General features: G+C 47.0%; 11 protein-coding genes and 1 tRNA gene. 7 read left to right on the forward strand and 5 right to left on the reverse strand.

Going from position 1 to position 14,000, the window contains the following annotated elements:
• Positions 1–106 precede the first annotated feature (106 nt).
• The 3 genes from L1N97_RS04655 to L1N97_RS04665 form a co-directional block, all read right to left on the reverse strand.
• A complete protein-coding gene (locus L1N97_RS04655) occupies positions 107–1,333 on the reverse strand; it encodes an adenosine deaminase family protein (RefSeq protein WP_226750420.1) in 1,227 nt (408 codons plus the stop codon).
• A 260-nt stretch (positions 1,334–1,593) separates the two neighbouring features.
• A complete protein-coding gene (locus tag L1N97_RS04660; protein WP_236128953.1) occupies positions 1,594–3,213 on the reverse strand; it encodes a methyl-accepting chemotaxis protein in 1,620 nt (539 codons plus the stop codon).
• Between the two features lie 450 nt (positions 3,214–3,663).
• Positions 3,664–3,750 (reverse strand) — tRNA-Leu (locus L1N97_RS04665).
• Between the two features lie 285 nt (positions 3,751–4,035).
• Between L1N97_RS04665 and L1N97_RS04670 the strand changes: the two genes are divergently transcribed.
• The 3 genes from L1N97_RS04670 to L1N97_RS04680 are packed head-to-tail and all read left to right on the forward strand — an operon-like array spanning position 4,036 to position 6,989.
• Complete coding sequence (locus tag L1N97_RS04670) at positions 4,036–4,590, forward strand: GbsR/MarR family transcriptional regulator (protein ID WP_229584697.1); 555 nt, start codon at positions 4,036–4,038, stop codon at positions 4,588–4,590.
• An 18-nt stretch (positions 4,591–4,608) separates the two neighbouring features.
• Complete coding sequence (locus L1N97_RS04675) at positions 4,609–5,985, forward strand: cytochrome ubiquinol oxidase subunit I (RefSeq protein WP_229584696.1); 1,377 nt, start codon at positions 4,609–4,611, stop codon at positions 5,983–5,985.
• Positions 5,982–6,989 (forward strand): cytochrome d ubiquinol oxidase subunit II, encoded by a 1,008-nt coding sequence (locus tag L1N97_RS04680; RefSeq protein ID WP_236128954.1) that lies wholly within the window; start codon positions 5,982–5,984, stop codon positions 6,987–6,989. The genes L1N97_RS04675 and L1N97_RS04680 overlap by 4 nt, the downstream gene beginning before the upstream one ends.
• Before the next feature lie 44 nt (positions 6,990–7,033).
• Here the strand turns inward: L1N97_RS04680 and L1N97_RS04685 are convergent, their stop codons facing one another.
• Both L1N97_RS04685 and L1N97_RS04690 read right to left on the reverse strand, forming a co-directional pair.
• Positions 7,034–7,561, reverse strand: coding sequence for a TIGR00645 family protein (locus L1N97_RS04685; protein WP_236128955.1), 528 nt, complete (start codon positions 7,559–7,561; stop codon positions 7,034–7,036).
• Positions 7,562–7,633: 72 nt separating this feature from the next.
• Positions 7,634–8,929, reverse strand: coding sequence for a hypothetical protein (locus L1N97_RS04690; RefSeq protein WP_236129174.1), 1,296 nt, complete (start codon positions 8,927–8,929; stop codon positions 7,634–7,636).
• Positions 8,930–9,331: 402 nt separating this feature from the next.
• On the opposite strand from L1N97_RS04690, the gene leuA reads away from it, so the two are divergent.
• The 4 genes from leuA to leuD are packed head-to-tail and all read left to right on the forward strand — an operon-like array spanning position 9,332 to position 13,996.
• Positions 9,332–10,915: a 2-isopropylmalate synthase gene (gene leuA, locus L1N97_RS04695; protein ID WP_236128956.1), complete on the forward strand. Its 1,584-nt coding sequence runs from the start codon at positions 9,332–9,334 to the stop codon at positions 10,913–10,915.
• Complete coding sequence (gene leuB, locus L1N97_RS04700; RefSeq protein WP_229584690.1) at positions 10,915–11,991, forward strand: 3-isopropylmalate dehydrogenase; 1,077 nt, start codon at positions 10,915–10,917, stop codon at positions 11,989–11,991. Before leuA ends, leuB begins: the two co-directional genes overlap by 1 nt.
• Positions 11,988–13,397, forward strand: a complete 1,410-nt coding sequence (gene leuC / locus L1N97_RS04705; protein WP_236129175.1) for a 3-isopropylmalate dehydratase large subunit — start codon at positions 11,988–11,990, stop codon at positions 13,395–13,397. The genes leuB and leuC overlap by 4 nt, the downstream gene beginning before the upstream one ends.
• Complete coding sequence (gene leuD / locus L1N97_RS04710; protein WP_236128957.1) at positions 13,394–13,996, forward strand: 3-isopropylmalate dehydratase small subunit; 603 nt, start codon at positions 13,394–13,396, stop codon at positions 13,994–13,996. The genes leuC and leuD overlap by 4 nt, the downstream gene beginning before the upstream one ends.
• Positions 13,997–14,000 lie beyond the last annotated feature (4 nt).

Raw genomic sequence — 14,000 nt, forward strand, 5'->3', positions numbered from 1 at the left:
TGTTGCCAAATGGCGACACTAAAAACAACATAAAAACAATAATGTTTAAAATCAATAACTTAGGCTGTATGCTTTTTGCGACACACAACCTAAGCCGCTGTTCTAACTAAATAAAACCATAGCGCTGCGCTACGCGATCGAAATATTCTAAGCAGTGTTTGGCGTATTGACGCTTTTCCACGTAGCTTCCTGGGAAAAAGCTCTTCTTAAAACCATAAGCCACCATATCTTTCAGCCGCTTTAATGGCACATCAAAGTTATCTAGCGCCAGCTGATATTCTTTACTGACCGTGGTATTCGACACTAAGCGGTTGTCAGTACAAATGACCGTGGCAATACGGTGCTCTAACATGTCTTTAAATTTATGCTGGCGAATATCGGTAATAGCCGGATTGGTTTGTAAGTTACTGGTTAAGCACACTTCAATTGCAATACGCTTATCGGCAATGTAAGAAGCCAAATTCTGAATATAACTGGCTTTATCTAGAATAGCGGGGTCTTTAATCATATCGGGCATAAACATCGAATAACCGTGGCCAATACGATCGGCATAACATTCTGTAATGGCTTCAAACACACTTTCTGCGCCATAAGCCTCACCCGCATGTAAGGTTTTTAATAAAAAGTGTTGATGCGCGTATTCATAAACTTCTTTAAACTTGCCAGCAGGATAGCCTGCTTCTTGCCCGGCCAAATCTAACCCAACAATCGGGATGCCTTCTTCGTCACGCAACCGCACACTGGCGCGCACTAATTCCATCGCCGCTAGCTTAATCACATCCATCGGCGCAAAATCACGCATCAACTGAAATAAATTGGTGTAATAAGGTGAAAACCCTTTATTGCCAAACATGCGCATCGCGCAATTGATAATGCCGTAATGAAACGGTGGCCGCTCGCCACGCAACACCCGCTCTGTGGCATTGTACTCTTGCATAGCGCGTTTTAAGCCATTGTTCACCGCGTGCATGATTTGGTCAAAGTCGATGCCCCGCGTTAAATCGATTAATAGCTGAGGGGCAAAACGTACCTCGATATAATTGACGCCCTCGGCTTGGTTATCTAACGCCAGTTCATAAGCCGCTTGCTCTAAGTTTTCCGGATCGCGCAGCACCGCACAGGTATATTGAAAGCAGTGTAGATACTCACCTAAATTTTGGTAACGGTCTTTAAACACCAACTCTTTGAGGCCACTGATACTTTGTGACGGCAATGCCACCTGACTGCGCTGCGCCATCTCAATTAAACTGTCTAAACGCAGGCTACCATCCAGATGCAAGTGCAAGTCGGATTTCGGCATATCTTTAATAAAATCGGCAGAGTATCTGGGCATAATGATTCCTTCTAATAATCCATGCAGAATAGCATAGAAGCGCCGGCCTGATCACGTTGCAAGCTTATCCGCTAGCCGGCCCCACGATGCAGAAACCGCGCTAATTTATATTTAAGGTAGTGACGTAATGGGGATAAGCTATTGCTGGGTGCAGGCAGGTATCAGTTTCAGTCGGTAACAATTGAAGATATCAAGATGTGTAGCGGTAGTGATGTTTTGCGTTAAAAACAGCGCCAGCATAACTGGCGCTATCTAACACCTTACACTTTAAAGCGGCTAACCAACTCGTTTAGTTGCGTCGCTAAACGGGAAAGCTCTGAAGCACTGGCCGTGGTTTGATGCGAGCCAGTTGCCGTTTGATTGGCGAGATCGCTAATGGTAATAATATTTCGATCAATTTCCCGCGCCACTTTCGATTGCTCTTCGGCTGCGCTGGCGATAACGTGGTTTTGATCACTAATACTGGTAATGTTTTCCGCAATACGCGTTAACGCCGTGGCGGCTTCAACTGCCACGTTTTGTGCATTATCCACATTGCTGCTAATTAAGCCCATTGCACTAACGGCTTCTTTTACCGAGGCTTGCACCTGATTAATCATTAACTCAATTTCACCGGTCGAGGTTTGAGTGCGATGCGCTAAACTACGCACTTCATCGGCAACCACGGCAAAACCACGGCCGGCATCCCCCGCCCGCGCGGCTTCAATGGCAGCATTCAGGGCCAGTAAGTTCGTTTGCTCTGCTACGCTACGGATCACCTCTAATACCTGGTTAATCGAAGACACTTTTTCAGCTAAGACATTAATCACACTGGTACTTTGCCGGACATCGGCATTCATCTTGTCGATAACAGTGCGGGTTTGCAGTACTTTTTTACTGCCATCTTCTGCTAAGGCAGCGGATTGAATAGACGCTTCCGAGGTTTGCATGGCCGTTGCCGCCACTTCATCCACCGCAGAGCTCATTTCGGTTATCGCAGTAGCGGCTTGTTGCACTTCATCATTTTGAAGTTGAATAGCACGAGCGGATTCATCCGTCACCGCATTTAACTCTTCCGCTGCAGAAGCCAGCTGACTGGCTGAGCTAGAGATATGACCAATCGCTTCACGCAAATTAGTTTGCATTTGCGCTATGGCTTGCGCCAATGTCGTCAGTTCATCATTACCATCACGACAAACATCCCGCGTTAAATCACTGTCGGCAATAAACTGGGCTGACTCAATAACCTGCGATAAGGGCTGATTAATGCTTTTGGAAATCACCAGCGCTATCGCGACAGCAATAATGACGGCTAACACAATTAAAGCGATGACAATCCACTTAGCGCTTTCATAAGCCGCAATCGAAGCGGTTCGAGCATCAGCGACCGACTGCTGATTTATGCTGGTTAACTTTAACAAATCTTGGGTAATGGTATTCGCTAAGCCATTCATCTGTGGCAACAGATCTAAGGCTGCACCCGTTTCATCTTGCTTTAGTAAATCAATCACTTGCTGTTGAATATCTAAATAACGTTCTTCTGCTTTTTTAAAGTCAGTAAACACTTGTCTTTCTTCTGCAAGCGTAATTGCACTTTCATAAGCTGATACGTTATTCTTAACTTCTGCCCGGACATTTTCAACTAATTGTAAGGTTTCGCCTTCACGTCGAATATCGGTTGTTAACATCAGTCTTAAGGTAAATACCCGCAAGCGGGTCACATTTAGATTTAAGTCTGCCAAGTTCATCAACGAAGGTAGAATATTGGTTTCGACTTGACTCGCTCGGGCGCGAATATCAGACATCGTGTTCAGGTTATATACGCCTAAACCCGCTAACATCAAGACGAGCGCCCCAAATGCGCTGAGCAATCGTTTTTGAATACTTAATGACCTGAACATAAGGTTCCTCATTGATTTATTTAGAGATAGTTTACGCCAATAAAAACTACCCCATAAAATAAAGGGTCTGTTTATGACTTTACTCTAGCAGTAAATACGCGGTATGGCAGCTTTTAATCGGCAATGTTGTTATAAATCCAATACTAACAACCACTGCCCCGTCTCTTCGCAATGTTATCGAGTAAACCAATTTGACCAGCCTGCCGCTTGCCACATCGCTATTATGCCTTGAAATGTTGAGTCACATTTTGCCGTACGAAACGAACCGTATGCATAGGGATTGGACTGATAAAAGCAAACTTGCATAAACTTCAGCTTTTTTAAGGCCGTGTGATTTAACAACGAGAGAAAGACAAGCAGGACGAAAAATATGGCGATACATAATGACATTACAGAGAATAAACAAACAGAAGTGAGTGTGGCAAAGGAGGATATAGCGCAGAAATAAAATGGTGCCCGGGGCCGGACTTGAACCGGCACGAGGTTTCCCTCGAGGGATTTTAAATCCCTTGTGTCTACCGATTTCACCACCCGGGCAACGAGTACTGATTAGTACCGACAGAACGGCGCGAATATTATGCAAGCTCAGCCACTTTTGCAAGTGATTTCTGAAATTATCTGCTAATCAGCGCGCAACTGATGCTTTATCGAACAAAATCAACTGTGTCAGCCCTTCACGACAACGATTTCACGCCAGCTTCAGCTAACGCTCAGCCTCTTTACAGGGCTTATTATAAATTTTCCAGAAACACATTGATCAGGATCAAAATCTGAGCGTACAATAGTTTCAGAAATTTCTGAAAGTTCAGTAAGGACTGATTTATGCAAATGACACCAATGATTGAATCCTTTGTTTACCACTTCGGTGAGATGGGAAGTCGCTGGGGATTTAACCGCACCGTTGGGCAAATTTATGCCTTGCTGGTGGTGAGTGAAGAGCCGATCTGCGCTAATGACATTGCCGAGTTATTGGGTATTTCTCGTGGCAACGTCAGCATGGGTTTAAAAGAGCTGGGCAGCTGGCAGCTAGTGCAAGTGCAACATAAAGCCGGTGATCGCAAAGAATACTATTGTTGTCGTGGCAGTATTTGGGACATGGCCAATAAGGTGTTTGAAGAGCGCCGTAAGCGTGAAATGGACCCAACGCTGTCACTGCTGCGCGACATTATGATGGATGAAGCGGCAAATAAAGAAGAGCGCTTCGCACAACAACGCATTACCGAAATCCATGATTTGCTCGAAAACATTACCGACTGGACACAAAGCTTGCAGTCGTTATCGCCTGAAAAGTTAAACACCTTAATGAAGCTCGGCTCTGGTGTTGGCAAGGTGTTGGAATTTACCGAAAAGTTTCGCTCGAAAAAAGACGCTCAATAGCGTATTGCTGAGGTGGTTATGTTAGACACGTTAATTCTGTCGCGTATTCAATTTGCGGCCAATATTAGTTTTCATATCCTGTTCCCAACCATTACCATTGCCTTAGGTTGGTTGTTATTTTACTTCAAGTTACGCTTCGACTTTTCAAAGCATCCGGTTTGGATGCGCGCTTATCGCTTTTGGGTAAAAGTGTTTGCGCTAACCTTTGCACTGGGTGTCGTTAGCGGCATTACCATGTCGTTTCAGTTTGGCACTAACTGGCCTGGTTTTATGGAAACCATCGGTAATATTGCTGGGCCCTTACTGGCCTATGAAATCTTAACGGCGTTTTTTCTTGAAGCTACCATGCTCGGCATTATGCTATTTGGTTTTCATAAAGTGCCGCGCTGGGCGCATACCCTTGCCACTTTTTTAGTCGCCTTAGGCACCACCTTCTCGGCATTTTGGATCTTAGTGCTGAATTCATGGATGCAAACGCCTGCCGGTTTTGAAATGCGCGATGGCGTAGTGCATGCCACCGACTGGTTAGCGATTATTTTTAACCCGTCTTTTCCCTATCGTTTTATGCATATGTTGCTGGCCTCGGCCCTCACCGTTTGTTTCCTCGTGGCGGGTATTTCTGCCTATCGCTTATTGCGTGGCGATAATAAAAAAGCGCCGAAACTAACGCTGAAAACGGCCCTATTTACGGCCGCAATTTTAGCGCCCACCCAAGCTTTGGTCGGTGATTTTCATGGCTTAAACACCTTAGAACATCAACCGCAAAAGATCGCGGCGATGGAAGGGATTTGGCATACCGAAAAGGGCGCACCACTGGTGTTATTTGCCATTCCCGATGCTGAAACCCAGCAAAACCGCTTCGCGATTCAGATCCCCAAACTCGCCAGTTTAATTTTAACGCACGATGCGGATGGCGAACTGAAAGGCTTAAATGAGTTTGTCGGCGAGCATCCGCCCGTTGCGCCGGTGTTTTATAGTTTCCGCGTTATGGTGGGTATCGGCATGTTAATGCTGTTAGTGGCGTGGTGGAGCAGTATCAAACTGGTGCGGCATAAAACGCTGACACCGCTGCATTTAAAAGTATTGATCGGTATGACGTTCTCGGGCTGGATAGCCACCCTAGCCGGCTGGTATGTCACCGAAATTGGTCGGCAGCCCTACTTAGTATATGGCTTATTAAAAACACGTGACGCGGTAACTACCGTGCCGAGTGAGCATGTCGCGCTAACCCTAGGCTTATATTTAGTGCTGTATGCCGTGTTGCTGGTGCTCTATATCAAAACGCTGTTCTGGTTAGCCAAGCGTGCGGTAGAAGTAGAAGAGTATGATCTGACGATGCCAGGTTTACCTGAAAACGCGCCAGCCACTGACAAAGCCACAGGAGCTTCAGCATGATGAATTGGTTAACGGCAGAACATTTGGCCCTGGTTTTTGGTGGCCTAACGGCCCTGTCGATTTTACTTTATGCCATTTTAGATGGTTATGATTTAGGTGTCGGCATCACCCTACCGATGGGCAACGAAGCTTGGCGCGATACGGCCATTGCCTCGATTGGCCCGTTTTGGGATGCCAATGAAACCTGGCTCGTATTGGCGGTAGGTTTGTTACTGGTTGCCTTTCCCGCCGCGCACAGCGCTATCTTACATGCATTATATTTGCCCACGGCCATGTTACTCATCGGCTTAATTTTACGCGGTGTTGCCTTTGACTTTCGGGCTAAGGTAAAAACTCAGCGTAAAGTGTACTGGGATTACACCTTTAAAGTCGGATCGCTGTTGGCAACCTTCAGTCAGGGCTTTATGTTGGGCATTTATGTGATGGGTTTACAGTATCATACGGGCAGTATTATTTTCGCTTGCTTCAGCGGTCTGTGTGTTACCGCCGCCTATGCGATGATTGGTAATGCCTGGTTGATTGGCAAAACCAGCGGTGAACTGCAACTGCATGCCATTAAGCACTGTAAAATAGCGGGGGTGTTAACGCTAAGCGGGATCTTGGCGGTGAGCCTGATTAACCCTATGGTCAACGCTAACGTGTTACAAGTATGGACTGAACCGCCATTAGCCTATTTCTTTGCTGCGATCCCGCTGCTGTGCTTTGCCATGTTTGTGATTGGTTATTTGGCCTTAAAACGTTTGCCACTGCCAAAAGATGCCGGTGCTTGGTTGCCTTTTGCCATTTGTAACGTGATTTTTATCAGCAGCTTTATCGGTTTAGCCCTAAGTTTCTATCCGTTTGTCGTGCCAAACCAAATGACGCTTTATCAAGCAGCCAGCTCGCGGGAATCGCTACTGATTATTTTCTTTGGCGCAGTAGTGGTCATTCCGGTGATTGCGGCCTATACCGCAGTAGCCTATTACGCGTTTAGAGGTAAGGCTGACGGCTTGAAGTATTATTAATGTCTTGTTGGCAGGCATGTGCTAAACACATGCCTGCCACAATTTTATTTCTGTAGTTCTTTAATAATCTCTTTATCGCTAGGTTTATCGCGCAAAATTTTATCTAAGTAACCCATCGCAAAAGCCGACAACACAAAAGTAATGTGGATCAATAAGTACCATTTAATCTTATCGTTATCGATAGATTCGGTATTCATAAACACTTTTAGCAAATGAATGGACGAGATTGCAACAATAGACGCCGCTACCTTGTTTTTCAGTGAGTTAGAGTCTAACTTACCCAACCAACCTAACTTGTCATCATGGCCGTGTAAGTCGAGCCGCGAGACAAAGTTTTCATAACCGGAGAACATCACCATCACCAACAAACCACCGACCAAAGCAATATCAATTAAGCTTAGGGTGATCAGGATCAGTTCTACTTCTTTCATGCTAAAAATCATTGGGATAACATGAAATATTTCCTGAAAAAACTTAATGGCTAATGCCATTAAACATAAACTCAAACCCAGATATATCGGCGCCATGATCCAGCGCGTGCCATACATCAGTCTTTCAAAGTAACGTTCCATGCAATTTCCTGTTTATCGGTTTAAGTAAGCTGTCGCGCATGTAAACACGAGCGACGGGCAACTGCGAGCATTTTATTCCCAAGCAATAGAAGACGGCAACTTCGGCGTTGACAACAAACTCATAAAACGTTGCCAGCGCTCATCTTCAGAGCCGCCTTGCTCGATATAATTTTTCACTAAATCTTTGCCCCAATTGTAGTTGATCACATAAGCGCCATAGGTATCAACAAACCGGATGCCTTGCTTGGCTTCTGCTTCACTTTGCAACAAGTAACGTTGGCGTAAGCTTTGTGCCGTTGCCGCATCAATTTCACCATTGAGGTATAACCGCGCAATTTCATTACCGGCATAGCTTAGTTGAGCCATTAACTTTAAAAATTGCTCATACTCTGCAGCCAACGCAGCATCTAAGCCCGCTAACGGATAGAGCACATCGCGCTCGAACTGCATCTTTTGCTCACCAGGGAACGCCATACTAATACCATAGTTTGCCGTACCTTCCGCGATTAACGACTGCGGGCTAAACAAGGGGTAAACGCTAAATTCGACCCACTGTAACTCGTTTTTTAATTTCTGCTCTAACAATGCATTATAGGTGTGATGCCCTGGATACCCTTCATGACACCCCAAGTCGACCGCGCGCGAGATATCAATGGGCCGCTCGATATTAATTTGGATCAGACTATAAGCCGCACCTTGATACCAGTTATAGCCACTCCAAGGTTTGTCTTCGACAAACTCCAACGTAAAACGCTCCTGCTGGGGTAAATCTATGCGACTGAGCGTGCGAGACTGACACTCCGCTATCGCCCGCTCAAAGACCTGCTGTTGTTTATCTTGCGGGATCACAAAGCCCGCGCGGTATGCAACCACTCGCTCGGTTAAATCCCCCTCGCCTGGCACTAGCGCATCTAGCTCGGCTAAAACAGTATCAAAACTGGCCAAATCACGTTGCGGCGGCAAGGTGTCATACAATTGTTGTGCTTGTTGCTCAAAACTGGCCCGCTCGCCCGTTGCCAGCGTTTGCGCATGGCTGACTAAGGCCGTTAATTGCGTAATTAAATAGTGCTGGCGTAATCGTAGCTGCGCATCCGTTGTACTTAACGCCCTGATTTCAGCCTGTAAAGCACTGCCCGCAGTGGCAATCTCTTCCGCTGATTGCGCAGCCGTTTTGGCCTGTTCTGCCCATTCTGCAGGGCCATAATAGGCATCGACATAACTTTTATCATGCTCGCCCAGTGCTAAAACTAAACTGACATAACGCTGAGCCAAAGGCGACCACGCATCTGTTGTCACAACGGGTTCTGGCGCTTTTTGACACGCGCCCAGTAATGTGGCCATGGTTAGGGCCGAGAAAATCAGTTTCATCTGCACAAGACGTTCCTTAAAAATCAGCAAGCCTTAATCTAACGTTGTCGCGGCTTGGGTGCAACGTGGTTAAGTAAAGAGCCCATCGAAAATCGAACAGCACACTGAAAATTGCGCAGCCTACAACCAAAGTTTTTATCCATTTAGCCATCTATACTGTTGCACTGCAAAAATAACCATGTTATTAATATGGCGTTCTGTAAATAAGGCAGCAATACAGTAAATGAATTCTTCAGTTGTGACATACATCATTAGCCTACTCCTCGTGCTCCTCTGCGCTGCACGGGGTCGTGCTTATTGGTGAGCGTTCACTACCGATAAACTAAAACCCCGTGCCTTGGCCGGGGTTTTTTTATTACTTCCGGCATGTTGTACGCCTAAGGCCATTAAAAGGAAAGCGTGATGAGTGCTGATAACAAAATTTGGATTTTCGATACCACCTTGCGTGATGGTGAGCAGGCGTTACGCGCCAGCTTAAGCCAAAAGCAAAAAATTCAACTGGCGCATGCTATTGCCCGCTTAAATGTTGATGTGATGGAAGTAGGCTTTCCGGTATCCAGCCCCGGTGACTTTGCCTCAGTGCAGCGTATTGCCCGTGAAGTGAAAGGGCCGGTTATTTGTGGTCTTTCTCGCGCAGTCAGTGCTGATATTGAAGCCTGTGGCGAAGCGTTAAAAGACGCCGAGCGCCGCCGCATTCATACCTTTATTGCCACCTCGCCCTTACACTTGCAGTACAAATTGCGCAAAACCTTAGCCCAAGCCACTGAACAAGCTGTCGCCGCCATTAAGTTAGCCAGCCGCTACACCGACGATATTGAATTTTCTTGTGAAGATGCCGGACGTACACCGATTGACGATTTATGCTGGATAGTTGAGCGCGCCATCGCTGCCGGCGCGACCACCATTAATATCCCCGATACCGTCGGTTACACCATCCCGAACGAGTTTGCTGCCATTATTCATAGCTTAAAAAGCAAGGTGCCGAATATTGATAAAGCGCGCTTAAGCGTGCATTGCCATAACGACTTAGGCTTAGCGGTGGCGAACAGTATCAGTGCCATTCAAGCCGGGGCACGCCAAATCGAATGTACGGTCAATGGTATCGGGGAACGTGCTGGTAATTGCTCACTAGAAGAAGTGGCGATGATCATCAATACCCGCAAAGACGTGTTAGCGCCTTTGTACACCGATATTAAAACCACCGAGATTTATCGTAGCTCTCATTTGGTTAGCCAAATTTGTAATATGCCAATCCAACCGAATAAAGCCATTGTCGGTGAAAATGCCTTTGCCCACAGCTCGGGTATTCATCAAGACGGCGTGTTAAAAGCACAGAACACCTATGAAATTATGTCGCCAGAGCACGTCGGTATTCGACAAAACGAATTAAACCTAACCTCGCGCTCGGGTCGCCATGTAATTCAACATCGTTTAGCCGAGTTGGGTTACACCAAAGAGGATTATCAACTAGAAGAGGTTTATCAAAGCTTCTTGGCCTTAGCCGATCAAAAGGGTCGGGTATTTGATTACGATTTAGAAGCCTTGGTGTTTTTCCAAAACTTACAAGAGCAAGACGAATTCTACAAATTAGCGTTTTTAAGCTCTTCTACGCATACCGGCCATGTGGCAAGCGCCACCGTGGGCTTAAGTTGTGAAGGCAAGGTAGTAACCGAAGCGGCAACGGGCAATGGCCCGGTTGAAGCCGCTTTCTTAGCCGTGCAACGCATTAGCCAGTTGCAGATCAAGATGGTCGATTTTAACTTGTCGGCCAAAGGCAGTGGCGAAGATGCTTTAGGCCAGGTCGATATTACCGCGGAATATGAAGGGCAACGCTTTCATGGTGCAGGTTTAGCCACCGATATCGTCCGTGCCTCGGTGCTGGCCTATGTGCATGTGCTAAATATGATCCAACGCGCTCAAACGATTCATGCCCACAAGCAAGCGAAAAGTCACGAATCACACATTAACAAGACAGCAGGTGAATAATGAGTAAGCATTATAAAGTAGCCGTATTGGCCGGTGATGGCATCGGCCCAGAAGTTATGGCCGAAGCCATTAAAGTGTTAAACGTAGTGGCAGAAAAGTTTCAGTTTAGCTTAAGCCTAACAGAAGCTTTAGTCGGTGGCGCTGCGATTGATGCAACCGGTGAGCCCTTACCTGCGGCAACCTTAGCACTTTGTAAAAACAGTGATGCTATCTTATTTGGCTCGGTCGGCGGCCCTAAGTGGACCGGTTTAGCGCCAGACAGTCAACCAGAGCGTGGCTCATTGTTACCCCTGCGCAAAACCTTTGATTTGTTTTGCAATATGCGCCCTGGGCAAATTTATCCGGCCTTTGCAGAGTTATCACCGCTACACCCTCGCGTAAGCTCGCTGGGCATGGATGTGTTATGTATACGTGAATTGACCGGCGGTATTTATTTCGGCGAGAAAGGCCGTACCGCCGTTGATGCCTTTGATATTCAGCGCTACAGCGTGCCAGAAATCGAACGCATTGCCCGCGTCGCCTTTACTGCAGCCGGTAAGCGTAGCAAAAAAGTGACGTCTATTGATAAAGCCAACGTGCTGCAAACCAGTATTTTATGGCGCGAAACCGTGGAGCGTGTAGCCAAAGAGTTTCCGGACATCACTTTAGAGCATATGTACATCGATAACGCCGCCATGCAGCTTATCCGTAGCCCACAACAATTTGACGTGATGCTGTGCGACAACTTGTTTGGCGATATTTTATCGGACGAAATTGCGGCCATTGCCGGTTCATTGGGTCTATTACCCTCTGCCAGCTTAAACGGTAGTGGTTTCGGTTTATATGAGCCCGCGGGCGGAAGCGCCCCAGATATTGCCGGCAAAGGTATTGCTAACCCTATCGCACAAATTCTCAGTGTCGCTTTAATGCTGCGTTACAGCTTTGCGGAAGAAGCCGCGGCGCAAGCTATTGAGAAAGCAGTACAGTCTTGCTTAGAGCAACACATTGTTACCCGCGATATTAACCCGAAATCGACTTATGGAACGGCCGCCGTTGGCGCTGCCATTGTTGCCACTTTACGCCAGGAGAACAACTGATGGGCCAAACGCTATATCAGAAGATTTATCAAAGCCATGTTGTGGGTAAAATTAATGCCAGCACCGATTTATTATATGTAGACCGGCATCTGATCCACGAAGTGACCTCGCCTCAGGCTTTCTCAGGTTTAAAATTGGCTGGGCGTCATGTTCGTCGTATCGATCTGACTTTTGCCACCATGGATCACAACGTATCCACGCAAAAGCGCAGTTTAGATGCCGCCGGTGAAACCTCGCGCAAACAACTTGAAGCGCTGGCCGAAAACTGTGCCGAAAACCAGATCCCGATTTTGGATTTAACCCATCCCGATCAAGGCATTGTGCATGTTATTGGCCCTGAGCAAGGCTTAACGCAGCCGGGTATGATCATCGTGTGTGGCGACTCGCACACCTCAACGCATGGCGCTTTTGGTGCCTTAGCTTTTGGCATCGGTACTTCAGAAGTGGAACATGTGTTAGCCACACAAACACTGCCACAACAACAAGCTAAAACCCTGAAAGTCGTGATCAATGGTCAATTATCTGCACATGTCACCGCAAAAGACGTCGCCTTAGCGGTAATTGGTAAGCTCGGCACTGCTGGGGGTAATGGTTATGTTGCCGAATTTACTGGCGATACCATCAGCGCCATGAGCATGGAAAGCCGCATGACACTATGCAATATGAGCATTGAGATGGGCGCAAAAGCCGGCTTGATCGCGCCAGATGACGTTACTTTTGCTTATTTAAAAGATAAAGCCAATGCGCCTCAAGGTGAACATTGGCCTGCCGCAGTCAGTTATTGGCAAAGCCTGCATTCAGATAGCGATGCGGTATTTGATCAAACCGTGCAGATTAATGCCGCCGATATCGCACCGCAAGTGACTTGGGGCACCAGCCCTGAGCAAGTCATTTCGGTCGATACGCCGGTGCCTGCCCCAGAAAGTTTTGCGGACGAAACGAAACGCGATGCCGCAGCACGAGCGCTGCAGTATATGGGTTTAAGTGCCGGTCAAAAATTAACAGATTGCCAAGTAGATGTAGTGTTTATTGGTAGCTGTACCAACAGCCGCATTGAAGATTTACGTGCCGCCGCCAGTGTGATTAATGGCAAAACCGTCGCGGCGGGCGTACGCGCGTTAGTCGTACCCGGCTCAGGTATTGTGAAACGCCAAGCCGAAGCTGAAGGCTTAGCCGATATCTTTAAAGCTGCCGGTTTTGAATGGCGTGAACCCGGTTGTTCAATGTGCCTAGGCATGAATGACGATCGCGTAGAAGCCGGTCAACGTTGTGCCTCTACGAGCAACCGTAATTTTGAAGGCCGCCAAGGTCGTGGCGCACGCACCCATTTAGTTAGCCCTGCTATGGCAGCGGCCGCGGCAATTGCCGGTAAATTTGTTAATATCACGCAAGGAGACTGGGCATGAGTCAGATTTTTAAAGCCGGGTTAGTCTGCCCATTAGATAAAAACAATGTGGATACGGATCAGATCATCCCAAAACAGTTTTTAACCTCAGTCAGCCGTGATGGTTTTGCCGAAGCGCTATTTTATGATTGGCGCTATGTGGCAGACGGCGTCCCGAATACCGACTTTGTGCTGAACTTCCCGCAATACCAAGGCGCGTCTATTTTGTTAACGCGGGCAAACTTTGGCTGTGGTTCAAGCCGCGAACATGCGCCGTGGGCACTGCAACAGTATGGTTTTCAAGTGATTATCGCCGAGAGCTTTGCCGATATTTTCTTTAATAACAGCGTGAATAACGGCATGTTATTAATTCAGCTAAGCAAAACCAATATTGAACTGCTGTTTAAACGCTGTGCCCAAGGGCCGCAACAATGGCAGATCGATTTAGCTAGCCAAGAAATTCTGTTTGGTAATAACGCCGCAATGGGATTTAGCATTGACCCAGATATTAAACAACGCTTATTAAGTGGCTTAGACTTTATCGGCTCCAGCGAGCAACTAGGTGCAGAAATTTCCGCCTTTGAAGCACAGCGCAAAGCCCGTTTACCCTGGTTAGGCTAAAACG

It is taken from the genome of Rheinheimera sp. UJ63 (assembly GCF_021568285.1).
In the GTDB taxonomy this organism is placed as follows: Bacteria; Pseudomonadota; Gammaproteobacteria; order Enterobacterales; family Alteromonadaceae; genus Alishewanella; species Alishewanella maricola.